23 protein-coding genes are annotated in these 23,776 nt (G+C 66.7%); 9 read left to right on the top strand and 14 right to left on the bottom strand.

From position 1 onward, the window contains the following. Positions 1-310: 310 nt before the first annotated feature. Positions 311-1,201: an alpha/beta fold hydrolase gene (locus WKH79_RS12040; RefSeq protein ID WP_050601686.1), complete on the bottom strand. Its 891-nt coding sequence runs from the start codon at positions 1,199-1,201 to the stop codon at positions 311-313. Positions 1,202-1,455: 254 nt separating this feature from the next. Here WKH79_RS12040 and WKH79_RS12035 point away from each other — a divergent pair, with 254 nt between their 5' ends. Beyond that, positions 1,456-1,803: a PilZ domain-containing protein gene (locus WKH79_RS12035; RefSeq protein ID WP_341859014.1), complete on the top strand. Its 348-nt coding sequence runs from the start codon at positions 1,456-1,458 to the stop codon at positions 1,801-1,803. 82 nt (positions 1,804-1,885) lie between these two features. Here the strand turns inward: WKH79_RS12035 and nadB are convergent, their stop codons facing one another. Next, positions 1,886-3,472: an L-aspartate oxidase gene (nadB, locus tag WKH79_RS12030; RefSeq protein ID WP_341859013.1), complete on the bottom strand. Its 1,587-nt coding sequence runs from the start codon at positions 3,470-3,472 to the stop codon at positions 1,886-1,888. 138 nt (positions 3,473-3,610) lie between these two features. Here nadB and WKH79_RS12025 point away from each other — a divergent pair, with 138 nt between their 5' ends. Further along, positions 3,611-3,799, top strand: coding sequence for a hypothetical protein (locus WKH79_RS12025; RefSeq protein ID WP_156488705.1), 189 nt, complete (start codon positions 3,611-3,613; stop codon positions 3,797-3,799). A 9-nt stretch (positions 3,800-3,808) separates the two neighbouring features. Here WKH79_RS12025 and WKH79_RS12020 read toward each other — a convergent pair whose 3' ends face one another. Beyond that, positions 3,809-4,747 carry an ABC transporter ATP-binding protein gene (locus WKH79_RS12020; protein WP_050601681.1) on the bottom strand — a complete coding sequence of 313 codons (939 nt, stop codon included), beginning with the start codon at positions 4,745-4,747 and terminating at the stop codon, positions 3,809-3,811. Positions 4,748-4,831: 84 nt separating this feature from the next. Here WKH79_RS12020 and WKH79_RS12015 point away from each other — a divergent pair, with 84 nt between their 5' ends. From WKH79_RS12015 to WKH79_RS12000, 4 genes are all read left to right on the top strand, one after another. Then, positions 4,832-5,092: a zinc-finger domain-containing protein gene (locus WKH79_RS12015; RefSeq protein ID WP_063505437.1), complete on the top strand. Its 261-nt coding sequence runs from the start codon at positions 4,832-4,834 to the stop codon at positions 5,090-5,092. 98 nt (positions 5,093-5,190) lie between these two features. Next, entirely contained in the window at positions 5,191-6,612 is a 1,422-nt protein-coding gene (gene tldD / locus WKH79_RS12010; RefSeq protein ID WP_341859012.1) for a metalloprotease TldD, read from the top strand. 56 nt (positions 6,613-6,668) lie between these two features. Next, entirely contained in the window at positions 6,669-7,076 is a 408-nt protein-coding gene (locus WKH79_RS12005; protein ID WP_341859011.1) for a hypothetical protein, read from the top strand. A 95-nt stretch (positions 7,077-7,171) separates the two neighbouring features. Continuing rightward, entirely contained in the window at positions 7,172-8,137 is a 966-nt protein-coding gene (locus WKH79_RS12000; protein WP_341859010.1) for an oxidoreductase, read from the top strand. On the opposite strand, the gene nth is transcribed toward WKH79_RS12000, so the two are convergent. From nth to guaA, 5 genes are read right to left on the bottom strand one after another with little or no spacing between them, the layout of a single operon-like run. Beyond that, a complete protein-coding gene (gene nth / locus WKH79_RS11995) occupies positions 8,121-8,783 on the bottom strand; it encodes an endonuclease III (RefSeq protein ID WP_341859009.1) in 663 nt (220 codons plus the stop codon). The genes WKH79_RS12000 and nth overlap by 17 nt on opposite strands. Next, complete coding sequence (locus WKH79_RS11990) at positions 8,780-10,072, bottom strand: divalent metal cation transporter (RefSeq protein ID WP_341859008.1); 1,293 nt, start codon at positions 10,070-10,072, stop codon at positions 8,780-8,782. The genes nth and WKH79_RS11990 overlap by 4 nt, the downstream gene beginning before the upstream one ends. A gap of 37 nt (positions 10,073-10,109) precedes the next feature. Then, positions 10,110-10,814, bottom strand: a complete 705-nt coding sequence (locus WKH79_RS11985; RefSeq protein ID WP_341859007.1) for an endonuclease III — start codon at positions 10,812-10,814, stop codon at positions 10,110-10,112. 11 nt (positions 10,815-10,825) lie between these two features. After that, positions 10,826-11,623 carry an EamA family transporter gene (locus tag WKH79_RS11980; RefSeq protein WP_341859006.1) on the bottom strand — a complete coding sequence of 266 codons (798 nt, stop codon included), beginning with the start codon at positions 11,621-11,623 and terminating at the stop codon, positions 10,826-10,828. Positions 11,624-11,682: 59 nt separating this feature from the next. After that, positions 11,683-13,257 carry a glutamine-hydrolyzing GMP synthase gene (guaA, locus tag WKH79_RS11975; protein ID WP_050601835.1) on the bottom strand — a complete coding sequence of 525 codons (1,575 nt, stop codon included), beginning with the start codon at positions 13,255-13,257 and terminating at the stop codon, positions 11,683-11,685. A 211-nt stretch (positions 13,258-13,468) separates the two neighbouring features. Here guaA and WKH79_RS11970 point away from each other — a divergent pair, with 211 nt between their 5' ends. After that, positions 13,469-13,780 (top strand): UrcA family protein, encoded by a 312-nt coding sequence (locus tag WKH79_RS11970; protein WP_341859005.1) that lies wholly within the window; start codon positions 13,469-13,471, stop codon positions 13,778-13,780. Between the two features lie 447 nt (positions 13,781-14,227). Here the strand turns inward: WKH79_RS11970 and WKH79_RS11965 are convergent, their stop codons facing one another. From WKH79_RS11965 to WKH79_RS11955, 3 genes are read right to left on the bottom strand one after another with little or no spacing between them, the layout of a single operon-like run. Then, on the bottom strand, positions 14,228-15,781 hold the full coding sequence (locus WKH79_RS11965; RefSeq protein ID WP_341859004.1) for a class I adenylate-forming enzyme family protein: 1,554 nt from the start codon (positions 15,779-15,781) through the stop codon (positions 14,228-14,230). A gap of 32 nt (positions 15,782-15,813) precedes the next feature. After that, complete coding sequence (locus tag WKH79_RS11960; protein WP_341859003.1) at positions 15,814-16,518, bottom strand: zinc transporter; 705 nt, start codon at positions 16,516-16,518, stop codon at positions 15,814-15,816. Further along, positions 16,512-17,897: an L-serine ammonia-lyase gene (locus tag WKH79_RS11955; protein WP_230832110.1), complete on the bottom strand. Its 1,386-nt coding sequence runs from the start codon at positions 17,895-17,897 to the stop codon at positions 16,512-16,514. The genes WKH79_RS11960 and WKH79_RS11955 overlap by 7 nt, the downstream gene beginning before the upstream one ends. Before the next feature lie 146 nt (positions 17,898-18,043). On the opposite strand from WKH79_RS11955, the gene gyrB reads away from it, so the two are divergent. Next, positions 18,044-20,557 (top strand): DNA topoisomerase (ATP-hydrolyzing) subunit B, encoded by a 2,514-nt coding sequence (gene gyrB / locus WKH79_RS11950; protein WP_341860125.1) that lies wholly within the window; start codon positions 18,044-18,046, stop codon positions 20,555-20,557. Continuing rightward, on the top strand, positions 20,544-21,629 hold the full coding sequence (locus WKH79_RS11945) for an AI-2E family transporter (protein ID WP_341860124.1): 1,086 nt from the start codon (positions 20,544-20,546) through the stop codon (positions 21,627-21,629). The genes gyrB and WKH79_RS11945 overlap by 14 nt, the downstream gene beginning before the upstream one ends. A gap of 15 nt (positions 21,630-21,644) precedes the next feature. Here the strand turns inward: WKH79_RS11945 and WKH79_RS11940 are convergent, their stop codons facing one another. The 3 genes from WKH79_RS11940 to WKH79_RS11930 form a co-directional block, all read right to left on the bottom strand. Beyond that, positions 21,645-22,271 carry a hypothetical protein gene (locus WKH79_RS11940; protein WP_050601668.1) on the bottom strand — a complete coding sequence of 209 codons (627 nt, stop codon included), beginning with the start codon at positions 22,269-22,271 and terminating at the stop codon, positions 21,645-21,647. 72 nt (positions 22,272-22,343) lie between these two features. Then, positions 22,344-23,147, bottom strand: a complete 804-nt coding sequence (locus WKH79_RS11935) for a DUF1295 domain-containing protein (protein WP_341859002.1) — start codon at positions 23,145-23,147, stop codon at positions 22,344-22,346. Beyond that, positions 23,137-23,763 (bottom strand): lysophospholipid acyltransferase family protein, encoded by a 627-nt coding sequence (locus WKH79_RS11930; RefSeq protein ID WP_063506235.1) that lies wholly within the window; start codon positions 23,761-23,763, stop codon positions 23,137-23,139. The genes WKH79_RS11935 and WKH79_RS11930 overlap by 11 nt, the downstream gene beginning before the upstream one ends. Positions 23,764-23,776 lie beyond the last annotated feature (13 nt).

The raw sequence follows: 23,776 nt of genomic DNA, 5'->3' as shown, positions 1-23,776 counted from the left end.
ATTGGCGCGCTGCGGGCCCGCCCGGACAGGGTGCGTTAGACAAGTGCAACGCTGCGACGCGTGGACCAAGCTGGACTTGCCGCGGACGCAAGGGGCAAAATGAATCCGGGAAAAAAATTTTGCGGGCAAAAATCATCGTTCCGGCTTGAGAATCATTCGAATCCGGACGCGCAATTTTGGAATCGGGCAGCTCCTCCCATGCCGCGGCCGAACGCGTCGTGGCAGGCACGCGAAGGACCTGCAGCGGCAGCCGAATCGGGCGCGCGGGGAGAGACCCCCACGCCCGAACCGGAGTTCCGGTCCGCTGGCGCTATTCCGCAGCCGAACGGGCGTGGGTGGCCACCGCATCGGCGATGTCGTCGACGAGTTCGACCGGGAGGTCGTGGCCCCATCCGGGAATCGTTCTGATCCGGGCACCGGGGATGGTGGCGGCCGTGTCGCGCCCGCCTTCGCACGGAACCAGCGGATCGTCTTCGCCATGCAGCACCAGCGTGGGCACTGCGATCTGCTTGAGCATTTCGCGCCGGTCGCCATCGGCGACGATCGCCGAGAGATGCCGCGTTGGCCCTTCGGGATAGAAGCTGCGCTGAACGCTGGCGCGGGTGCGCTCGCGCAAGTGGTCTTCGGCAGCGGGATAGCCCGGCGAACCGATCGTGCGCGCCAGCATCATCCCGTGGTCGACCAATGCGTCCTCGTCGCTGCTGGCGGGCCGCGTGATCAGCGCCTTCATCGCCTCGGGCTTGGCGGCGGGCAGCTTGGGATTGCCCGTGGTCGAGAAGATCGAGGTGAGCGAGAGGCATTTGTCCGCATGGCGCGCGGCGAAATGCTGCGCGATCATCCCGCCCATGCTGGCACCGACGATATGCGCCTTGTCGATCCCCAGCGCGTCGAGCAGCCCGGCACCATCATCCGCCATGTCGGCCAGCGTGTAGGGTACTTTGGGCTTCAGGCCGATCTTCGACAGCAACGTCATCTTGACGATGCCGGGCGCTTTGACCCCGTCGAATTTCTGGCTCAGCCCGACATCGCGATTGTCGTAGCGGATGACGCGAAATCCGCGTTCGACCAAGGCATCGACCAGTTCTTCGGGCCACAGTGTCAATTGCGCGCCGAAGCCCATGATCAAAAGCATCGGCGGATTGGCCGCATCGCCCCGCTCTTCGTAGTGAATTTCGATCCCGTTCGCCGTCGCTTTAGGCAATGCCGTCTCCCCGTCCGATGGTTGCAGGGCCGACCTCACCGCATTGACCCACGCTTGTCCAGCGCAATCGGGCGGCGCGGCTAGCCGCGCGAAGGCACCGGCAATGGCGTGTGCATACAATCGGAAACCGCCGGAAAGTGGCATTCCTCCCCGCAGGCCGGGAAAGCGCGCGAGGCCGCCGGTGCAGCAGACCGTGCAGGCCTCGCGCTCGATCGGGTGCCGCGCGGGCGGCGTGAGGATGGAGGGCCAGCGGGATGAGTGAGAGGACGATGGAGCGACGCGGAGAGGATCGCAGCCGCACGCTGGACGACCTGCGCATCACCATCGGCGGTCACGGGCTGCGCTGCGCCATGCGCAATCTGTCCCCCTCTGGCTGCATGGTCGAATGCCAGGATATCGTGGCCGAAGTGGGCACCCCGGTCGAAGTCGTGCTGCTGCCCGGCCAGGTCGCGGCGGGGGAAGTCGCCTGGCAGCTGGGCGAGAGCATCGGGATCTTCTTCCTCGAACCCGTCAGCCCGCGCGTCGTGCGCCACTATGCCATGGACGACTGGATGCTGCGCAGCGACTGGTCGATGGCGACCTGGCGATCGGCGTCCGACTGACGCGGCGCGGCGCCAGTCACCCGATCACCCAGCGGCTTTCCAAACGATGAGCGGATGCGCCGAGCGCGGCGCAGCGCGCGTGCTAGGGGATGAGCACGGTGTCGCGGGCCACCGGATCGGTCACGGGGTAATCGGTGATGAAATGCAGCCCGCGGCTTTCCTTCCGGCTGAGCGCGCTCTGCACGATCAGATTGGCGCATTCGAGCAGGTTGCGCAGTTCGATCAGGTCGGTGGTGACGCGGAAGTGGCCGTAATAATCCTCGACCTCCTCGCGCAGCAGGCGGATGCGGTGCGCCGCGCGCTCCAGCCGCTTGGTGGTCCGCACGATGCCGACGTAATTCCACATGAAGCGGCGGATCTCGGTCCAGTTCTGCTTGATCACCACCTCCTCGTCCGAATCGGTCACCCGGCTTTCGTCCCAGGCAAGGATTGCGGGCGGATCATCGAGCGTGTCCCAGCATTCGAGGATGTCCTTTGCCGCCGCCTCGCCGAAGACAAAGCATTCGAGAAGGCTGTTCGACGCGAGGCGGTTGGCGCCGTGCAGGCCGCTTTCGGTGCATTCGCCCGCCGCCCACAGGCCCGGCAGGTCGGTCTTCGCATCGAGCCCGATCTTGATGCCGCCGCAGGTGTAGTGCTGCGCCGGGACGACCGGGATCGGGCCCTTGGTCATGTCGATGCCCAGCCCGAGCAGTTTCTCGTGGATCGTCGGAAAGTGCTGGCGCACGAATTCGGGCGGCTGGTGGCTGATGTCGAGGTGGACGTAATCGAGCCCGAAGCGCTTGATCTGGTCGTCATTGGCGCGTGCGACGATGTCGCGCGGCGCCAGTTCCATCCGCTCGGGATCGTATTTTTCCATATACCGCTCGCCGGTATCGGGATTGACCAGCCGACCGCCCTCGCCGCGCACCGCCTCGGTGATGAGGAAATTCTTGACCTCGAGATTGTAGAGGCAGGTCGGGTGGAACTGCATCATTTCCATGTTCGACACCCGTGCCCCCGCCCGCCAGGCCATCGCGATCCCGTCGCCCGTGGCACCGCGCGGCGCGGTGGAAAAGAGATAGACGCGCCCTGCGCCGCCCGCTGCCATGACGGTGGCGCGCGCGACATGCGCGACGACCTTGCCGCTGCCTTCGTCCAGCGCATAGGCGCCCCAGACCCGGCCCGATCCCGAATAGGCGGCCTGGTTGCGGCCGGTGATCAGATCGACGCAGCTTTGCCCCGGCAACAGCGTGATATTGGGGTTTTCCTCCGCCGCCTTGAGCAGCGCGGCCTGCACCGCCCAGCCGGTCGCGTCATTCACATGGACGATCCGGCGATGCGAATGCCCGCCCTCACGGGTGAGGTGCAGGTCATCCTCTTCGCGGTTGAACGGGACCCCCAGTTCGCACAGGCGGTCGATCGAGGCGGGGGCGCGCTCGATCACGAATTCCACCGTTTCGCGGTCGTTGAGCCCCGCGCCGGCAACCATCGTGTCGCGAATGTGGTTGTCGAACGTATCGCCCGCATCGAGCACCGCGGCGATGCCGCCCTGCGCCCATGCGGTGGAGCCACTGTCGAGCCTGCCCTTGGCAAGGACCAGGACCTTCTTGGTTTCGGCCAGCGCGAGCGCGGCGGTGAGACCGGCGGCGCCCGAACCGATCACGAGGACGTCGTGCGGGGTGTCTGTCATGCGCGCGTCATGCCGATCCAATCACTACGCGGCAAGCAAGGAACGATTCGGCGCAGCAAGCTTATTGTCGGCCGATCTTCGGCCTAGTGGGCGCGGCAACAGGGGACATACATAACGGGACTGGAGGGTCGCGACATCATGACTATGGGACGTATCGGCTGTGCCCTGGGCCGGCACAGCATCGACCGCGAGAAGATCACGCGCGTCAGCGGGCAGCAGGTCGGGCGCTGCCGCAATTGCAAGGCACCGATGGAAGAAGTCGAACCGCATTCGTGGGCGGTACAGAAGGTCCGCGATGCGGGCCTGGGCCCACGCGCGTTCATGTAATCGGTGCGATCACCCCGCGCCGGTCAGCTGGACGAAGACATCTTCCAGGTCGGCTTCGCGGGTGGTGACATCCTCGATCGCATAGCCGTGCGACTGGACGAGCGCGAGCACCTGTCCCGCGCTCGTCCGGTCGCGATCATAGGTAATCTCCAGCCGCCGCGGTTCGATCACTTCGGCCTTGGTGAAGGCGGGCTCCATGATCGGGCCGCCCAGATCCTTGTCGACTGTGATCGAGACGATCTTTTCGCGCGCCATGTCGACCAGTTCGCGAGTCGGCTTGTCGGCGATCAGCTCGCCGTGATTGATGATCGCGATACGGTCGCACAGCTGCTCGGCTTCCTCGAGATAATGCGTGGTCAGCACCACGGTCACGCCCTCGCGGTTGAGTTCGGTCACCAGCTCCCACAGCTGGCGGCGCAGTTCGACATCGACCCCGGCGGTCGGCTCGTCGAGCACCAGGATCGGCGGTGAATGGACCATCGCCTTGGCAATCAGCAGGCGCCGTTTCATCCCGCCCGACAGCGTGCGCGCATAGGCATCGCGCTTGTCCCACAGATGGACCGCCTTGAGCAGTTCCTCGCTGCGCCGCTCGGCCTTGGGGATGCCGTAGAACCCGGCCTGGTTCTCCAGCACTTCGAACGGGGTGAAGAACGGATCGAAGACGATTTCCTGCGGCACGATGCCGATCGAACGCTTGGCATTGCGCGGATTGTCGTCGGTATCGAATCCCCAGATCTCGGCATTGCCGCCCGTCTTGCGCACCAGCCCCGCAAGGATGTTGATCAGCGTCGACTTGCCCGCGCCATTGGGGCCGAGCAGGCCGAAGATCCCGCCCTGCGGCACGTCGAAGCTCACCCCCTTGAGCGCCAGCTTTGGCGGTTCGCCTGGGCCGGGCGAGGCGTATTCCTTGACCAGATTGTCGATACGGATGGCTGGGGGTGTCTGCATGGTGGGTGACCTAGGGGTGCGGCCATGGCGCGACAAGCGGCGAATGCTTGCACCAAGGCAAAGCACATATTATCGGCCTGTCGCATGAGCCTGCCTCCACCCGAAGTCTCCAAGGTCACCACGCGGCGCGTGTGGTGCGATGGCGCGACCGATATCCGCACCGGCAAGAACTATCGTTCCGCCGCGCTGGGGCACCCCAAGATCTATCTCGAAATCGACGAGCACGGCTATGTCGACTGCGGCTATTGCGATCGCCGTTTCGTGCTCGAAGGCGGCCCGGCCGACGGGGTCGACCAGTCGCAGCTGATGGACATTTCCGAAGGCGCCGACCCGGGCCACCGGTAGCTGCCATTCCGGCCGCAGCCGGAATCCGCCGCGGCGGGCGCGGCGGCGCAGGCGATCGCGGCTTTCGCTGGGACGGCGCAGCCCCTACATAGCAGGGCATGACGCCAGCAAACGATCCGCACGCCCTGCTCTACACCCAGCTCGATCCCGAGGAAGCCAAGGCGCTGACCACGCGGCTGCTCGCGCCCTGCGACGATGGCGAGCTCTATCTGCAATTCATGGCGAGCGAGAGTTTCGCCTTCGATGACGGGCGCTTGAAAACCGCCGATTACAGCCGCGATTCGGGGTTCGGCCTGCGCGGCGTATCGGGCGAGACCACCGGCTTTGCGCATGCCAATGAAATCAGCGCCAGGGCAATCGCGCGCGCGGGCGAAACGCTGCGCCTGCTCGATCCCGCCACGGCCGCCAAAGCCGCCCCGCCCGAGCGCACCAACCGGCATCTCTACACCGATGCCAGCCCGCTCGATCTCGTGCCCTTTGCCGAGAAGGTCGCGCTGCTGGAGAAGATCGACGCCGTGGCCCGCGCCAAGGACCCGCGCGTGGCGCAGGTCAGCGCCAGCCTGTCGGGCAGTTGGAGCGCGATCGACATCATCCGTGCCGATGGCTTCACCGCGCGCGACATCCGCCCGCTGGTGCGGCTGAACGTCAGCATCGTAGCCCAAGCCAACGGCCGCCGCGAAACCGGCAGCTTCGGCTTCGGCGGCCGCTATCTCTACGACGATCTGTTCGACGAGGGACGCTGGATGCGCGCGGTCGACGAAGCGGTCCGTCAGGCCATGGTGAACCTCGAAAGTGTCGAGGCCCCGGCGGGCGAGACGAGCGTCCTGCTCGGCCCCGGCTGGCCCGGCATCTTGCTGCACGAAGCGGTCGGGCACGGGCTCGAGGGCGATTTCAACCGCAAGGGCACCAGCGCCTTTGCGGGCCGCATCGGCGAACGCGTGGCGGCCCCCGGCGTCACCGTGATCGACGATGGCAGCATGGCCGATCGCCGCGGGTCGCTGAGCATCGACGACGAAGGCACGCCGACCCGCGAAACCGTGCTGATCGAGGACGGCATTCTCAAGGGCTACATGCAGGACCGTCTCAATGCGCGGCTGATGGGGGTCGAGGCGACCGGCAACGGTCGCCGCCAGTCCTACCAGCACGCGCCGATGCCGCGCATGACCAACACCTTCATGCGGGGCGGCAGCGACGATCCGGCGGACCTGCTAAGCCGGATGAACGACGGCATCTATGCCACCAGCTTCGGCGGGGGGCAGGTCGATATCGTCAGCGGCAAGTTCGTGTTTGCCTGCACCGAGGCCTACAAGGTCGAGAAGGGCAAGGTCGTGGCACCGATCAAGGGCGCGACGCTGATCGGCGACGGCCCGACCGTGCTGACCAAGGTGCGCGGCATCGGCAACGACATGGCGCTCGACGAGGGCGTGGGCATGTGCGGCAAGGGTGGGCAGAGCGTGCCCGCGGGAGTCGGCCAGCCGACCCTACTGGTCGACGGGATCACGGTGGGCGGAACCGCATGACTCAGCGCAGGTTCAGCCTGCGCGATACACTGTCCCCTTTCCTGAGGAGACCTGTCATGCTCAAGCCACTGATTTTCGCCGCTGTCGCTGCCGGCCTGATGGCCGTTCCCGCCCAGGCGGACGAAGCCGAACCCACTCGCGGCGAAGCGAAGCTCGCCAAGCTGCTCGACGGCCGCATTGCCGGCGAACCGCAGAACTGCATCAGCACCACCGGCAGCCGCAGCCTCAAGCAGATCGACGGCACCGCGCTGACCTATCGCTCGGGCGATACGGTCTGGGTCAACTACACGCGCAACCCGCAAAGCATCGACGACAGCGACATCATGGTGATCAAGCGGTTCAGCGGATCGCGGCTGTGCCGCAGCGACCAGGTCCATCTGGTCGACCGAACAGTGGGCTTTCTGTCCGATGTGCTGATGCTGGACGATTTCGTGCCCTATACAATGCCCGACACAGAAGGCTGAGCCGCAACCGGCCCCGCTGCGCGCCGGCCGCTGAATTGGGGGCTGGCCATGGCAATGCGGGCAACGCATAGTTGGGCAGAGGAGAGGACACAGCCATGCCCAGCCACCAGGAACCGGTCAATTCGCCCTTCGGATATCGCTCGACTGCCGGGGAAGTCATCGACGGGATAGACCTGTCGGGCCGCTGCGTCGTCGTAACCGGCGGCTATTCGGGGATCGGCACCGAAACCGTCCGCGCGATTGCCGCGGCCGGTGCGCAGGTCATCGTCGGCGCGCGGCGGACCGGCCAGGCGCATGACGTGCTCGACGCGCTGGACAGCGATATCGCGATCCTTCCGCTCGACTTGGCCGATCCGGCTTCGATCGATGCCTTCGCCGAAGCGGTCGCGGGCCGCACCGACACGATCGACATCCTGATCAACAATGCCGCAATCATGGCCAGCCCGCTTGGTCGCGACGCGCGCGGCTATGAAATGCAGTTCGCCACCAATCACCTGGGCCATTTCCAGCTGACCGCACGGCTGTGGCCGCTGCTGCTGACCGGCGGCGGGGCCCGCGTCGTGGCGTTGTCCTCGATCGGGCACCGGCTCCACGGGCTCGATCTCGACGATCCCAATTTCGAGCGCCGCGACTACGACAAGTGGCTTGCTTACGGACAGGCCAAGTCGGCCAATGCCCTGTTCGCGCTGCAACTCGACAAGCTCGGCGAAAGCCGGGGCGTGCGCGCCTTCGCGGTGCACCCGGGCGGTATCGCTACGCCGCTCCAGCGGCACCTGACGATGGAAGAACAGCGCGCGATGGGCTGGTACGACGAGGACGGCAACGTCCACGAGGCCTTCAAATCGACCGAGGAAGGCGCCGCGACCACCGTGTGGTGCGCGGTTTCGCCGCTGCTCGAAGGCAAGGGCGGCGTCTATTGCGAGGATTGCGAGGTGGCGGTTGCCGCCGATCCCGAGAAACCGCGCGCGGGCGGCTATTACCCGCATATCCGCGACGAGAACCTCGCCGGGAAGCTGTGGACCAAGTCCGAAGAGATGACCGGCGTCAGCTTCCCCGCGTAGCGCGGTAGAAGAGGCACAGGTCGGCCACCGGGCACCGCTCGCATTTGGGCGCGCGGGCCGTGCAGATGCGCTTGCCCAACTGGATCAGCCAGAAGTGCCCGTCGCGCAGCGCCCATCCCGGCGAGCGTTCCTCGAGCTGCGCCGCTGTCTTGTCCGCCGCCCGTGCCTGAGCGAGGCCGATGCGGTTGCACACGCGGTGGACATGGGTGTCGACTGCGATCACGTCCCGCCCGAAGGTAAAGCTCAGCACGATGTCCGCACATTTGCGCCCGATCCCCGGCAGCGCCATCAGCCCCTCGCGCGTGTCGGGCACCGCACCGCCATGCTCGGCCAGCAGCGCAGTGCAGAAGGCGCGGATATTGCGGGTCTTCATATTGTAGAGCCCGCAGGGCTTGATCGCGCGGGCGATCGTTTCATCGTCCAGCGCGAGCATCGCTTGCGGGGTCCTGGCAAGCGCGAAGAGCGCGCGCGTGGCGGCGGCGGTGTTGCGATCGCGCGACTGGGCCGACAGCATGCAGGAGACACACGACCGGAACGCGTCGGGCTGCCCCTTGGGGCCTTTCGCGCCGGGGGTGCGCCCCGGCATGGCACGGCTGAGACGGCGATAGACTTGCGCCACCTCGTCCGGGGCCAGCACTTCCTTCACCGCATCTCGCGCCGGGTGACCGCGCGCGCGGCAAACACGCCGATGACGGCGAAGGCCGGCAGGATGATCCCCGGCGCGGGCAGGCCGAACCCGAACAGCGTGCCCGCCGCGCGGGTCAGCGCGGTCAGTCCGAGCATGGTCGCCACCCCGACGACCAGCATCCCGAACGCATTGGCGAGCAGGCCGTTGGCATGCCCGCCCAGTGCGGCCGCGTCGTTCATCGCCGCCAGCAGGAACAACGCCACCAGCGGAAGCAGTGCGCCATTGAACGCCTGCGCCGCGAGGATCGCGGGGGCCGGGCGGATGTCGGCTAGCCCCAAACCGAGCCCCACGAGCAAGATGCCCGCCCATACCGCGCGGAAGCGCCAGCCGTCCGCCTGCCACTGCTGATCACCGCGTGCGCCGAACAGGCCGCGCGCGGTCAGCGCCGCGGCCAGCGGCGCCGTCACCGCAGAGGATACGCCCGCGGCAAGCAAGCCGATGCCCACGCCGGTCCGCGCCCACGGGCCCAGCCGGTCGGCCAGCACGTCGCCCAGCGCCGGGAAAGAGAATTCGCCAACGAGCGCCGTGCCCACGACCAGCACGGCAGCGGTGATGAGTACCCCGATCGCCACTGCGACTGCCAGGCCGAAGCGCATGTCGCCCAGCCCCTGGCCGCGCGCGAGCGCCGCGCCCAGGAACAGGTTGTAGGGGACGACAGTCGTCCCGACGAGCGCGAGCACTGCCAGCAGCGCAGCGGGGTCGTCGGCGAAACCCGGTTCCGGCACCAGGCCGCCGACCAAGGGTCCGATGGCCGGGGCCAGCGACACTGCGACGAGCAGGAAACCCGCCCCCATCAGAGCTACGAATGCGGCCATCAGGCGCGCCACGAATTGCGGCGAACCCGCCAGCAGCAGCGCGCCTGCAGCGAGCGCGAGGCCCAGCGTCACCGCGCCGCGCGGCGCGTCGAGCGCCAGCATCGCCCCCGCTGCCCCGCCGAGGATATTCCCGGCTTCATAGGCCGCGCAGCCGAGCAGGATCGCGCCGCCGACCAGCGTCACCGTCGCCAGCCGCGCGAAACCGGTCGGGTAGCGGCGCTGCAACACCGTCGCCAGATCGTCGCCTGTGGTCACCGCGAGCCGTCCGGCGAATTCCTGCAGCGTGAAGGTAGCAATGCCTGAGAACAGGATGGCCCACAGCAGCGCCGGACCAAGCGAGGCGCCCGTACTGGCCGCGACGGTCACCGTGCCGGGACCGATGAACGCAGCCGCGATCGCGGACCACAGGAGGATCGAGCCGAGACGTTTCATGCGCAGCGCTTGTGGCGCAAGCGGGCGCGCGCTGCAATCAGGCGCGGTGCCGCCCTGTTTCGCACAGCGCCTGCGCCGGGCATTCGGGGCAGGCGGGCGCCGCCGGGCGGCACCAGGTCTGGCCGAGCTTCTTCATCAGCAGGTGATGCTCATCATATTCCGCCCCCGACCAATCGGCCGGCATCGCCGGCATGATCGCGGCGAAAGCCCGCGCCGTGCTCGCCTTGGGCGGCACCAGCCCCATGCGCTGGAGAATGCGCGTGTGGTGTCCGTCGAGCACGATCGCGCGGCGGTCGAGCGTGCTGGCATTCATCACCCCGGCGGCGATCTTGCGGCCCACGCCGGGCAGCTGTTCGAGCCAGTCCATCGCCGCTTCGGTGCCCATGTCGGCCAAATGCGCCAGATCGACGCCGCCGCGAAGGTCGATGAGCGCGGCCAGGCTCGCCTGCAATCGCTCCGCAGCGACATTGGGATAGGTCTGCGTCGCCAGCTCGGCCTGCACATCGGCCAGCGGCGCGGTGGCCACCGCCTCCCAGCAGCCCCAGCGGCGAAGCAAGCGATCGGTTGCGGCGTTCGAGATTTCGGACTTGGTCCGCGCCCCGATCACGCCCTGCACCAGCACCCATTCGGGCAGGCGCCATTCGGCCGCCGCGCGCTCGATATGGCCGAACCGCTGGACCAGCAGCGCCTGCAGGCGGCGGATGGTTGCCGTGCGCGGATCGGGGCCGAGCGGCAGTTCCATCGCTCAGCGGCTCACCGTTTCAGCGTCATGGCGATGCCGGACAGGATCAACGCGCCGGCCACGAGCAATTCGAGCGTGACCAGTTCGCCGAGCAGCGCCGCCCCGCCCATGGCGGCGACCAGCGGTGTCGCCAGTTGGACGGTCGCCAGCGTTGCGAGCCCGAGCGAGGGCGACACGCGGTTCCACACGACATAGCCGAGACCCGAGGTGAGCGCGCCCGAGAGGACGGCCAGCAGCGCCCCGGTGGCGCTGGGCATGCTGCCGGCAAAGGCAAGCAACGGTAACGCCAGCACTGCGCCGATGGCGAAGCTGCGCGCGGTATGGACACCCGCACCCACGGCAACCGCGCGGCCGATCATCGTATAGGCGCCCCAGGCCATGCCCGAGATTGCCATGAATACGGTCGGCAGCACCCGGCCACTTTCGACCTGCGGGACCAGCAGCACGGCGAGCCCCCCGAGCGACAGCAGCAGCCCAGCCCAGCCCAGCAGCCGCATCGGTTCGCCGCGCAGCATGCCCGCCAGTACGACGGTCGCCTGCACCACGGTGAACAGGATCAGCGCGCCGGTGGCGGTCGGCAGATCGACATAGGCGAAGGAGAACATCGCCACGTAAACGAACAGGCTGATTCCGCCCGACAGGCTCCAGCGGCCGGTGCCGCGCAGCAATAGCGGCGCCAGCACGATCGCGCCGGCGCCCAGCCGCACGAGTGAGAAGGTTGCGGCGTCGATCCCGCCGGCGGCGAGCGCATAGCGTGCAATTACCGAATTGCCCGCAAAGGCGAGGATCGCGATGCCGGCCAGCAGCACGATCGCGCCGGGCCCGAAACGTCGCGGCTGCGCAGGCCGGGGCCCGGCCTGCAGGGAGGCTATTCCCACTCGATCGTACCGGGGGGCTTCGACGTGTAGTCGTAGACCACGCGGTTGATGCCCTGCACTTCGTTGATGATACGCGTGGCCACCCGGCTGAGGAAGGCGCTGTCGAAGGGATAGACATCGGCCGTCATGCCATCGGTGCTGGTCACCGCGCGCAGGCCGCAGACGCTGTCATAGGTGCGGCTATCGCCCATCACGCCAACGGTCTTGACCGGCAGCAGCACCGCGAAGGCCTGCCAGATCGCATCGTAGAGCCCGGCGTTGCGGATTTCCTCGAGATAGATCGCATCGGCCTTGCGCAGGATGTCGCAGCGCTCCTTGGTGACTTCGCCGGGAATGCGGATCGCAAGGCCCGGGCCGGGGAAGGGATGCCGCCCGACGAAAATCTCGGGCAGGCCCAATTCGCGGCCCAGTTCGCGCACCTCGTCCTTGAACAGTTCGCGCAAGGGTTCGACCAGCTTCATGTTCATGCGTTCGGGCAGGCCGCCGACATTGTGGTGGCTCTTGATCGTGACCGAGGGCCCGCCGGTGAAACTGACGCTTTCGATGACATCGGGATAAAGCGTGCCCTGCGCGAGGAAATCGGCCCCGCCGATCTTCTTCGCTTCCGCCTCGAACAGGTCGATGAACGCGCCGCCGATGAACTTGCGCTTCTTTTCCGGATCGGTCTGGCCCGCCAGACCGCCGAGGAACCGCTCCTCCGCATTCACATGCACAAGCGGGATATTGTAATGGTCGCGGAACAGCGTCACGACCTGTTCGGCCTCGTTCATCCGCATCAGCCCGTGATCGACGAAGACGCAGGTCAGCTGGTCGCCGATGGCTTCGTGGATGAGGACCGCGGCCACTGCCGAATCGACCCCGCCCGACAGGCCGCAGATCACCTTGCCGTCGCCGACCTGTTCGCGGATTTCCGCGATCTTGGTTTTGCGGAACTCGGCCATGGTCCAGTCGCCGGCGAGCCCGCAGACATGGCGCACGAAATTGGCCAGCAGCTTGCCGCCATCGGGCGTATGCGCCACTTCGGGGTGGAACTGGGTGCCGTAATACTTGCGCTTTTCATCGGCGATCACGGCGAAGGGCGCGCCATCGCTGGTGGCGACGATCCGGAAGCCGGGCGCGAACTGGGTGACCTTGTCGCCATGGCTCATCCACACCTGGTGGCGTTCGCCGTTCTGCCACATGCCATCGAACAATGCGCATTGTTCGGTCACGGTCAGATAGGCGCGGCCGAATTCACCGCCCTCGCCGGTCTCGTGCCCGGGACGGACCTCGCCGCCAAGCTGCTGGGTCATGACCTGCTGGCCATAGCAGATGCCGAGGATCGGCAGGCCGCTGTCGAACAGCACCTGCGGGGCGCGGGGGCTGCCTTCGTCGCATACGCTGGCGGGCGAGCCCGACAGGATGATGCCCTTGGGCTTGAGCCGCTCGAACGCCTCTTCCGCCTGGGTGAAGGGCGCGATTTCGGAATAGACCCCTGCCTCGCGCACGCGGCGCGCGATGAGCTGGGTGACCTGGCTGCCGAAATCGACGATCAGGATGGAATCGGGGAGGTGTTCTGCCTGCATGGCGTTCCCGTTAAGGCCAGCGTGCGCCGCCTGTCCAGCATTCGCCTGCGGAGCATCGCAGACGGCCACCGGCCGATGCACAGGTGCATCGCTTTCAACACTATCCTGCGTATTTTGCACTTGCGAAGAGAAATGGTGCGGCGCACAACGACACACGAGAACAAACCACAGGATGTTTGAAGAGCGACAATACCTTCAACAGGAGACGCTCGTGAAAAGTATCAACCTTCTCGCCGCCGGCCTCGCTGCTACCGCCCTGCTGGGTGCCCCCGCACAGGCGCTGTCGAAGCGCACCGAAGTCAGCATCGCGGTCGATTTCAATGACCTCGACCTGCGCGACCCCTCGCAGCTCGCCGAACTGCGCGACCGCGTCGATGCCGCAGCGCAAGCCGCCTGCACGCACCCCGAAGCGCTGTCCGTGAACGCTTTCTCCTACGATCGTCGCTGCAAGGCCTCGCTGGTTGCTTCGGCACAGCAGATGATCCGCCAGAAGACCACCGCCACGCTCGCCAGCGCACGCTGAGCCAGCCGCTGGATGAAGACCCGGTGTCGCCCGCCCGGCGGCACCGGGTTTCTCATGCCCGGAAGGCAGCGCGCATCGCACTCAGGGGCCGAGCTCGTATATTTTTGCAATGAGACAGTTGGCGAATTGCGTTGCGCAATTCGCAACATGTTTCAACGTTTTCTCACTTTCGTTCGCAGCCGCGCACGATTATTACCAGCCTCACAGCCGGACGGTGACCCCTGACACTCCCGTCCCGGACGAGTTACAGTTGCAGCGGTCCCCCAAGCAACCGCTGCTTCTGGCCTTCCTCGCCACCCGCGGCCGGCCTTCCAGGCCCCCCGCACCGGCGAGGCGATATGGCAGCGAGTAGAGACGCGGCCGCCGACATTCCTCTCCCTCCCCCAAGAAGTCGGTGCCGCGTCTCGAAACGCTGCGCCCCGCCGCAGCAAAGGGACCGGGCGCCGCTTAGCCGGGCGCACCGCGCCGTGCGGCTTCCTCGCGCAGATCGGTCTTGAGCAGTTTGCCGATATGGCTGCGGGGCATTTCGTCGATCGCATGCAGCTGCGCCAGCCGCTGGGTCTTGCCCAGCCGCGCATTGACCGCTTCGCGAATCGCCTCGCAGCCGCGCGCCTGCGGCGTCAGCGTGACGAAGCCGACCGGCGTTTCGCCCCAGCGTTCGCTCGGCATGCCGATCACCGCGGCTTCCACCACGTCGGGTTCCTTCGCCAGTTCGTCCTCGAGATCGACGGGGAAAATATTGAACCCGCCCGAAATGATCATGTCCTTCGCGCGGCCGACCAGTTCGACGAAACCGTCGGCATCGACGCGGCCGATATCGCCCATCCGCTGCCAGGTCTCGCCGGTTTCCGGGTCGGTCCAATAGCCTTCGCGCGTCTTGTCGGGCTGGTTCTTGTAGCCGGCCATCATGGTCTGGCTGCGCCCGATCAGATTGCCCGCTTCGCCCGCCGCCACCGGCCTGTCGTCATCGTCGAGCACGCGGAGCTCGCTGCCCGGCGCCGGGCGTCCGACCGTATGCAGCTTGTCGGGAAACTTGTGCGCTTCGAGCAGGCAGACCACACCGCCTTCGGTCATCGAATAGATCTCGATCAGCGCGCCGGGCATCCGCGCCAGAACCTCGCGCTTGAGGTCCGCCGGGAACGGCGCCGAGGTGCAGTATTTCAACTGCAGCGCGGACAGGTCGAATTCGTCGAAGCGCGGTTCCTGCATCAGCCGGCGGTATTGCACCGGCACCAGCATGGTGACGGTGGTGCGGTCGTCCTGCGCCCATTCGAGCCAGCGCAGCACGTCGAACTTGCGCATGACGCGCACCGTCCCGCCTGCCAGCAGCGCGGGCAGGAAGGCCACCATCGTGGTGTTCGAATAGAGCGGCGTCGAGGCCAGCGTCCGTGCGGGCAGGCCGTTCTCGCGCCAGCTGGCCGCGGTCGCCGCGAACTGGCGCCAGCGCATCTGGTGCGAATGGACGATGCCCTTGGGCGTACCCGTCGTGCCCGAGGAATAGATGATGTTGAACGGATCGCCGGGCTGCGGATCGCAAGCGGGAGCCTGCGTACCGGCGGGGGCCATCCACGCGTCGAGTTCTTCGTCGAGCACGATGCGGCGCATCCCGGGGAAACTGTCTTCGCCCAGTTCGGCCAGCTTGGCCCGGTCGATGAAGATATGCGCCGCGCCCGAATCGCGCGCCATCCCGGCAAGCTGCGCGGCGCTTGCGCTGGTGGTCAGCGGCGCGGCCACGCCGCCGGCGCGCACCGCCGCCAGGAACACCACCGCATAGGGAATCGAGGAATAGCCGAGGATCGCGACCGATTGCCCGCGTTCCAGCCCGTCGGCCACCAGCCGTGCTGCCAGCCGTTCGACCCGGTCCCCCAGTGCGGCCCAGCTCAGCTCGCCGGTATCGTCGCGCAAGGCGATCTGGTCGCCCAGCGCCGCTGCATTGCTGCCGATGATTTGCGCAAAGCTGCCGAAAGGCGCGGCCAGCGCGCCATCTTGTGTCTCTCCCATGCGCGGCACCCTATCGCCGCGCGCGCGGCTGTCTAGCCGCCCGTGAGGCTGCCGAGCGAAAAGGCGAGGATGACGCCCAGCGCCGTGGCGATGCCCGCCCAGTGCCGATCCTCGCGGAAGGCCTGCGGGAAGACCTCGGTCGCGAGGCTGGCGACCACCGCGCCGGCGGCGAAGCAGCGAATGACCGCAAGGGCATCCTCGCCCACGCCTGCAAGCGCCAGATTGCCGACAATCGCGGCCAGCGACAGCAGGATCGCGGTTCCCAACCACAGCAGCATGACCTTGCCCCGGCCATGCCTGCCCGACACCATCGCGCGCGCACCGCTGGCGGCTTCGGGCAGGTTGGACAGCAGGATGGAGCCCGCCAGCGCGGCAACTTCGGCCCCGCCCACGCCGATCAGCGCGACACCGAGCGCGAGGTTCTCGGGGATCCCGTCGAGCGTGATCGCCGCCAGCAGGCCCCCGCCATCGTCGGGGCCCCATCTCTCGTCGATCAGATAGTCGGCGAAGGCGAATACGACGGCCCCGGCGACAACCCCGAGCATGGCATGGAACACGCTTGCCGTCTCGATCGAGGGTTCGATCAGTTCGGTGGTGACCGACAACAGCAGCGCACCGCCGGCCAGCGCGACCATAAAGCCTTCGAGCCGTTCGGGCAGCTTGCCGTAGATGCCCCAGGCGGCGCCGGCGACCAGCGCGCCCGACACCACCAGCACCACGGCCAGCAGCATCAGCATTCGATCACATTGACCGCCAGCCCGCCCTGGCTGGTTTCCTTGTACTTGCTCGACATGTCGAGCCCGGTCTGGCGCATCGTCTCGATCACCTGGTCGAGGCTGACGCGCGCATCGGTTTCGGGCCGGTGCAGCGCCAGCCGCGCGGCGTTGACCGCCTTGACCGCACCGATGGCATTGCGCTCGATGCACGGGACCTGGACCAGCCCGCCGACGGGATCGCAGGTCAGTCCGAGATTGTGCTCCATGCCGATTTCCGCCGCACTGGCGACCTGCGCCGGCGATGCGCCCCACAGCGCGGCGAGCCCGCCCGCCGCCATCGAGCACGCCACGCCGACTTCGCCCTGGCAGCCCATTTCGGCGCCCGAAATGCTGGCGCGCTGCTTGTAGAGCAGGCCGATCGCGCCCGCGGTCAGCAGGAAGGTCCGGCGGCTTTCGCCGCAGGCATCGTCTTCCGCGGTGACGCAGTAGAAGCGGATCACCGCGGGGATGATCCCCGCGGCGCCATTGGTCGGCGCGGTGACGACGCGCCCGCCCGCGGCGTTTTCCTCGTTCACTGCCATGGCGTAGCAATTGAGCCAGTCGAACAATTGCTCGCGCTCGTTCGATTGCGGATTGGCCGACAGCTTGTCCCACAGATCGGGTGCCCGCCGCGCCACCTTGAGACCGCCGGGAAGGATGCCCCGCTGGTGCAGGCCGCGATCGACGCACTGGTCCATCGCGGCAGCGATCCGGTCGAGCCCTTCGAGAGTCCGCTCGCGCGGGCGGAAGGCATCCTCATTGGCGAGGATCAGCTCGGCGATCGAAAGATCAGTCCGCGCGCATTCGGCCAGCAGCTCTTCGGCCGAGCCGAAATCGTGCGGCACCCGTGTGCCCGTGTTGATCCGGTCGTCCTTCGGCTTGCGGCGGAGCTGCGCTTCGGAAGCGACGAAGCCGCCACCGGTCGAATAATAGGTCCGCCGCGACAGTGGCGCGCCGTCGGCATCGAACGCCTCCAGCTGCATGCCGTTAGGATGCAAGTCCGGAATGACATGCCCCGCGAGATCGATATCCGTAGCGGGATCGAACGCGATGTCCTGCCTGCCGCCCAGCATCAACCGGCCGTGCGTGCGCACGCGTTCCAGCGCGGCAGCGGCCTCGTCGGGGCAGGTCGTGTCGGGCGCGAAGCCGATCAGCCCCAGAATGCTGGCATCGACGGTGCCGTGCCCCACTCCGGTAAGCGCCAGCGATCCCTGCAGTTCGACCGCAATCCGGGCAGTGCGCTCCAGCTTGCCGGCCTTGGCCAGCGCCCGCACGAAAGTGCGCGCGATGCGCATCGGCCCGACCGTGTGCGAGGAGGACGGGCCGATCCCGATCCGGAAGATGTCGAGCACCGAAAGCATGGCCGCGAGATGCGCTTTCCCCGCCGGTAAATCAACCGGTTGCAGACGAAACCGGGTGCGCGGCAAACTGTGGGTAAAATCGCTGCCGAAACTTTGGCAATCCGCCCGCTACCGCCTATATGATCACTATGGATGAAACCCCTGAAATGACGGGCGCCGAAGCGCCGAAAAAACCCGGCTACGGCGCAGATTCGATCAAGGTGCTCAAGGGCCTCGACGCGGTCCGCAAGCGGCCCGGCATGTATATCGGCGATACCGACGATGGATCGGGCCTGCACCACATGGTGTTCGAGGTGTCGGACAACGCCATCGACGAGGCGCTGGCGGGGCATTGCGACCTCGTCCTGATCGAACTCAATGCCGATGGCTCGGTCTCGGTCGAAGACAATGGCCGCGGCATCCCGGTCGACATGCACAAGGGCGAAGGCGTGTCCGCGGCCGAGGTTATCATGACCCAGCTTCACGCGGGCGGTAAGTTCGAGAACACCAGCGACGACAATGCCTACAAGGTGTCGGGCGGCCTGCACGGTGTCGGCGTATCGGTGGTCAACGCGCTGTCCGAATGGCTCGAACTGACGATCTGGCGCGACGGCAAGGAACACTGGATGCGCTTCGAGCATGGCGATGCGGTCGCAAGCCTGCGTGTCGTCGGCGATGCGCCGAAGGTCGAACAGAACCCCGACGAGAACGGGTTCAAGAAGGGCACGCGTGTCACCTTCAAGGCGTCGGAAGACACTTTCAAGAACGTGATCGAGTTCGATTTCGACAAGCTCGAGCACCGTTATCGCGAACTGGCCTTCCTCAATTCGGGCGTGCGGATCCTGCTGCGCGACAAGCGCCACGAGGAAATGCTCGAGCACGACCTCTATTACGAGGGCGGGATCGCGGCCTTCGTTAAATATCTCGACCGCAACAAGCAGCCGCTGGTCGCCGAACCGATCGCGGTGAGCGCGGAAAAGGACGGCATCGGCATCGACGTCTCGCTCGAGTGGAACGACAGCTATTACGAGAACGTCCTCACCTTCACCAACAACATCCCGCAGCGCGACGGCGGCACGCACCTCGCCGCGTTCCGCACCGCGCTGACGCGCACGCTGAACAATTACGCCAGCGCCAGCGGGATGCTGAAGAAGGAGAAGGTCTCGCTGTCGGGCGAAGACATGCGCGAAGGCCTGACCGCGATCGTTTCGGTCAAGCTGCCCGACCCCAAGTTCTCCTCGCAGACCAAGGACAAGCTGGTCAGTTCCGAAGTGCGTTCGCCGCTGGAAAGCCTGATGGGCGAGAAGATGAGCGAATGGCTGGAGGAAAACCCCGCCGAAGCCAAAGCGATCATCCAGAAGGTCATCGACGCCGCCGCCGCCCGCGAAGCCGCGCGCCGCGCGCGTGAAATGAGCCGCAAGGGCGCGATGAGCATCGCCTCGCTGCCGGGCAAGCTGGCCGACTGCCAGGACCGCAACCCCGCGAATTGCGAACTCTTCCTGGTCGAGGGCGATTCGGCAGGGGGCAGCGCCAAGCAGGGCCGCGACCGCAAGACACAGGCGATCCTGCCGCTCAAGGGCAAGATCCTCAACGTCGAGCGTGCGCGCTTCGACCGGATCATTTCCTCGAAGGAAGTGGGCACGCTGATCCAGGCGATGGGCACCGGGCTGCGCGACGAATTCGATCTCGAGAAGCTGCGCTATCACAAGATCGTGATCATGACCGACGCCGATGTCGACGGCGCGCATATCCGCACCCTGCTGCTCACCTTCTTCCACCGGCAGATGCCCGAGATCGTCAAGGCCGGGCACCTCTTCATCGCACAGCCGCCGCTGTACAAGGTCTCGCGCGGGAAGAGCGAAGTCTATCTCAAGGACCAGCCGGCCTTCGATCGCTACCTGATCGCGCAGGGCCTCGATGCGCGCGTGCTCGAAACGCAAGGCGGCGGCGCGGTGCGCGGCGGCGGCGAGCTTGAAGCGCTGGTCGCGCATGGCTTGCGCATCCGCAACCTGCTGGCTTTCGTCCCGCGCAAGTACAACACCGACCTGATCGAGGCGATGGCGCTGGCCGGCGCGCTCGATCCGTCGGGCGATCGCGGCGCCGCGCTCGACCGTGCAGCCGCGCATCTGCAGATGGGCGATCCCGAAGCGCGCTGGCGCGCCGAAACCGGGGACGACGGCAAGGTCCGCCTGTTCCGCGTGTGGCGCGGCGTGACCGATGTCCACGAAATCGATCCGGCCTTCCTCGACAGCGCCGAAGCCCGCAAGCTCAACCGCGTCGCGCAGGAATTCGCCGATGTCTACACCGCCCCCATGCGGCTCGTCCGCAGCGGTGCGGCGGAGCCGGAAGAGGCGGACAGCGACAGCGACAGCGACAGCGAAGAGGCCGCACCGATCTTTGACAATGACGCGATTACCCTGCCGACGCAGCTGCTCGACGCAGTGTTGGCCGCGGGGCGCAAGGGTCAGAAGATCCAGCGCTACAAGGGTCTTGGCGAAATGAACGCCGAGCAATTGTGGGAGACCACGCTCGATCCGGACAATCGCGCGCTGTTGCAGGTCAAGGTCGAGGATGCCGACGTGACCGACGAGATCTTCACCCGCCTGATGGGCGACGTGGTCGAACCGCGCCGTGAATTCATCCAGGACAATGCCCTGAACGTCGCCAATCTGGACGTCTGATCCAGATGGGCGGGGGGCGTCCGACCGGATCGCTCGAGCAGGGGGGTTCCTGCTCTTCCTCGCGCTCGTGTCGGCCGCGCTGATCGCGATCGTGCTGCCCTTTGCCCGTTCACTGCTGTGGGCGGCGCTGGCAGCGATCATGTTCCAGCCGCTCTACCGCTGGTTCCTTGCAAAGCGGCCCGACAAGGATAGCCAGGCTGCGCTGGCGAGCCTGGTGGTGATCCTGTTCGCCGTCGTCCTGCCCGCGCTGTGGATCGGCAGCGCGGTGGTCGACGAAGCGGCGGGGCTGTTCGTCGCCTTGCGCGATGGCGATATCGATGTGGCGCTCTATTTCGAAGAGGTGTTCGACGCGCTCCCGGCCAATATGCAGGCCTCGCTGGCGCGCGCCGGACTGGGCGACCTAGGCGCTGTCCAGGCACGCGCGACCGCCTTTGTCCAGGCCAGCCTCGGCATCATCGCGGCGCAGGCCCTCGCAATCGGGGGCAGCGTTTTCGGTTTCGCGATCGGTTTCGCGATCGCGCTCTATGTTGGCTTCTTCCTGCTGCGAGACGGGCGGGCGATCGGCGAGACGATCCTCGCCGCGCTGCCGATGGAACGCGGCGTCGCCGACCGGCTCGCAGAACGCTTTCTCGTCATCGTGCGCGCGACGATCAAGGGATCGGTCGTCGTCGGGCTTGTCCAGGGCGCCCTCGGCGCGCTGACATTCTGGATCGTGGGGATCCCATCGGTCCTGCTGCTCGGCGTGGTTATGGCAATCGCCTCGCTGCTTCCCGCGCTCGGCCCGGCGATCGTATGGGTGCCCGCCGCGATCTACCTGCTGGCGACCGGCGCGATCTGGCAGGGCGTGGTGGTTATCGTCTCGGGGGTCGCGCTGATCGGCATGATCGACAACATCCTGCGCCCGATCCTCGTCGGACGCGACACCGGCATTCCCGACTGGTTGATCCTTGTCACCACGCTGGGCGGTATCGCGCTGATCGGCCTGTCGGGGATCGTGGTCGGGCCGCTGGTCTGCGGGCTGTTCCTCGCCGCCTGGGGGATCTTCGCCGAACAGCGCGCAGCCCGCGGCTAGCGCCGGCGCAGCAGGTCAGGCCGCGCGAATATCCTGCGTGCCGCGCGCGCCGCCATCGCGGCTGTCGAGCCCGTCGAAAATCGCGCCGACGATCAGGCCCAGTTTCTCCTCGCTCAGCCGGTCGTCGACCACCGCGATGAGATAGGGCTGCAGATAGCAGCTCACCATCTGGTTGATGATCGACATGGCAGTGTCGACCTCGAGCCCTTTGAGATAGCCTTCGGCCTGCGCTTCGGCGATCAGTTCGCACAGATAGTGGTCGGCCAGGTCGATATAGCTGCGGGCATAGTCGAAATAGCGTTCGCCCATCTCGACATAGAGGTTGAACGTCGCCGGGTCGTCGCGGAAATTGCGGTGCAGCAGCCGATAGCGGCGGGCGAAGAATTCATACATCTTGCGCGGCGGCGGCAGGTCGGACGCCATCACCTCGTCCATCACTGCCAGCTTGGGGGCGAACCATTCGGCGGTCACCGCTTCGAGCAGGTCGCTTTCCTCGGGGAACACCGCGTCGATCCGCGCCCGCGCCACGCTCAGCTCGGCCGCCAGCCGCGTGCGCGAAACCTCTTCGCCCTTGCGTTCCATCAGCGCCATCGCTTCGCGCGCGAAGCGGCGACGCAATTCGTCGATTTCGTTCTCGCTCATGCCGGCGCGTTCCCTACTCCGCTCATCCCGCAAATTAGGCATGGACGTGCCGGGGTTAAACCCCCCATGCGGCTAGCCGGCGGATTTCTTCGGCGGGAGCGGGAAGAAGGCCGACGTCCGCGCCTTGTAGGCCGCATAGCCCGGCCGCGATTTCTTCATCCCGCCTTCGAGCAGCGGGGCGCCCGACCAGCGGGTAAGCGTGAAGGTCAGGAACAGCGGCCCGATAACGGTCGCTGCGGCCACCCACCAGCCCGCCGAAGCGGCCGCGATCCAGATACCCCACCAGACGCAGGCATCGCCGAAATAATTGGGGTGGCGGGTGTAGCGCCACAGCCCGCGGTCCATCACCTTGCCTGCATTGGCCGGATCCGCCTTGAACCGCGCAAGCTGCCAATCGCCGACCCATTCGAAGAGGATGCCCACCAGCCACAGCGCGGCGCCGACCAGTGCCAGCCCGCTGAGCGGCGTGAGCGAGCCGGCTTCGAGAATGCCGTATTGCGCGGGGCTGGAGACGATGAACAGCAGCACCGACTGGCCGAGGAAGACCTTGGTCAGCGCCGCCACCGCGAACCGGCCCTGTTCGCGGTCCTTCGCCAGCATGCGCCGATAGCGCTTGTCCTCTCCCTCGCGGCGCCAGCGGATCAGCAGGTGGAGCGCGAGCCGGGCGCCCCAGATCACCGCCATCGCCATCAGCAGCGTGGCCAGTGCGCCGGGTTCGTAGAGCCGCAGCCAGCTGACCAGCGCCAACAGGGCCATCCCGCCGCCCCAGAAGGCATCGACGAAACTGACATCGCCGATCTGCACCGCGACCACCCACAGGATCAGGGCCAGACCAAGCAGGATCACGAAATTCGCGAGCAGCGATTCAACTATCACGCGTCTTCTCCTTCAGCGTAAGGGCGTGGTTTTCCAGCGCGGCGAACCGGTCGCAATCGGGGCGCTTCTCGCGGTAGAAGGCCGCCAGCCGGGCGAGGTCTGCCGCATAGTCGCCGGTCGGCACGATCGCTTCGCCGATGCCGCCGCGCATGGTGGCATTGTCGACCCAAGCGGGCACGATCGGCACGCCCGCTGCCATGGCGATATGGTAGAAACCGGTTTTCCATTCGCCCCTGAAGGTCCGCGATCCCTCGGGCGCGATGACCAGCGCCAGATCGTCTGACCGCGCGAATGCCGCTGCCACCTGTTCGACGTAATTGCCGCTTTTCGAGCGTTCGACCGGGACCCCGCCCATATCGAGCATGAACCGGGTCATCGGCCATTTGAACAGGCTCGACTTGCCGATGAAATTGGGCCGTATGCCCAGCTCGTGCGTCGCGCCGAGGAAGAAGATGAAATCCCAGTTCGACGTGTGCGGCGCGCCGAGAATGATGAATTTGTCGCAGTCCGGGCGACGGCCTTCGAGCGTCCAGCCCTTCCAGCGATACAGGGCGAGCAGAATGCGCCGCACCAGACGGCTCAGCAGCGAGGGCCGGCGGTTCGGATCGGTCGGCATGGTCTCTCCCCGC

It is taken from the genome of Qipengyuania sp. GPGPB31 (assembly GCF_038396345.1).
GTDB lineage: Bacteria > Pseudomonadota > Alphaproteobacteria > Sphingomonadales > Sphingomonadaceae > Qipengyuania > Qipengyuania citrea.
Note: the sequence above shows the minus strand (reverse complement) of the source record. Positions and strands in the feature narration are given on the sequence as shown.

Excerpts from the sequence above, each read along its gene's own strand:
- WKH79_RS12035 (WP_341859014.1), top strand. The coding sequence starts at position 1,456 with ATGAGTGAGAGGACGATGGAGCGACGCGGAGAGGATCGCAGCCGCACG.
- nadB (WP_341859013.1), bottom strand. The coding sequence starts at position 3,472 with ATGACAGACACCCCGCACGACGTCCTCGTGATCGGTTCGGGCGCCGCC.
- WKH79_RS12025 (WP_156488705.1), top strand. The coding sequence starts at position 3,611 with ATGACTATGGGACGTATCGGCTGTGCCCTGGGCCGGCACAGCATCGAC.
- WKH79_RS12020 (WP_050601681.1), bottom strand. The coding sequence starts at position 4,747 with ATGCAGACACCCCCAGCCATCCGTATCGACAATCTGGTCAAGGAATAC.
- WKH79_RS12015 (WP_063505437.1), top strand. The coding sequence starts at position 4,832 with ATGAGCCTGCCTCCACCCGAAGTCTCCAAGGTCACCACGCGGCGCGTG.
- tldD (WP_341859012.1), top strand. The coding sequence starts at position 5,191 with ATGACGCCAGCAAACGATCCGCACGCCCTGCTCTACACCCAGCTCGAT.
- WKH79_RS12005 (WP_341859011.1), top strand. The coding sequence starts at position 6,669 with ATGCTCAAGCCACTGATTTTCGCCGCTGTCGCTGCCGGCCTGATGGCC.
- WKH79_RS12000 (WP_341859010.1), top strand. The coding sequence starts at position 7,172 with ATGCCCAGCCACCAGGAACCGGTCAATTCGCCCTTCGGATATCGCTCG.
- WKH79_RS11990 (WP_341859008.1), bottom strand. The coding sequence starts at position 10,072 with ATGAAACGTCTCGGCTCGATCCTCCTGTGGTCCGCGATCGCGGCTGCG.
- WKH79_RS11985 (WP_341859007.1), bottom strand. The coding sequence starts at position 10,814 with ATGGAACTGCCGCTCGGCCCCGATCCGCGCACGGCAACCATCCGCCGC.
- guaA (WP_050601835.1), bottom strand. The coding sequence starts at position 13,257 with ATGCAGGCAGAACACCTCCCCGATTCCATCCTGATCGTCGATTTCGGC.
- WKH79_RS11965 (WP_341859004.1), bottom strand. The coding sequence starts at position 15,781 with ATGGGAGAGACACAAGATGGCGCGCTGGCCGCGCCTTTCGGCAGCTTT.
- WKH79_RS11960 (WP_341859003.1), bottom strand. The coding sequence starts at position 16,518 with ATGCTGATGCTGCTGGCCGTGGTGCTGGTGGTGTCGGGCGCGCTGGTC.
- WKH79_RS11955 (WP_230832110.1), bottom strand. The coding sequence starts at position 17,897 with ATGCTTTCGGTGCTCGACATCTTCCGGATCGGGATCGGCCCGTCCTCC.
- gyrB (WP_341860125.1), top strand. The coding sequence starts at position 18,044 with ATGACGGGCGCCGAAGCGCCGAAAAAACCCGGCTACGGCGCAGATTCG.
- WKH79_RS11940 (WP_050601668.1), bottom strand. The coding sequence starts at position 22,271 with ATGAGCGAGAACGAAATCGACGAATTGCGTCGCCGCTTCGCGCGCGAA.
- WKH79_RS11930 (WP_063506235.1), bottom strand. The coding sequence starts at position 23,763 with ATGCCGACCGATCCGAACCGCCGGCCCTCGCTGCTGAGCCGTCTGGTG.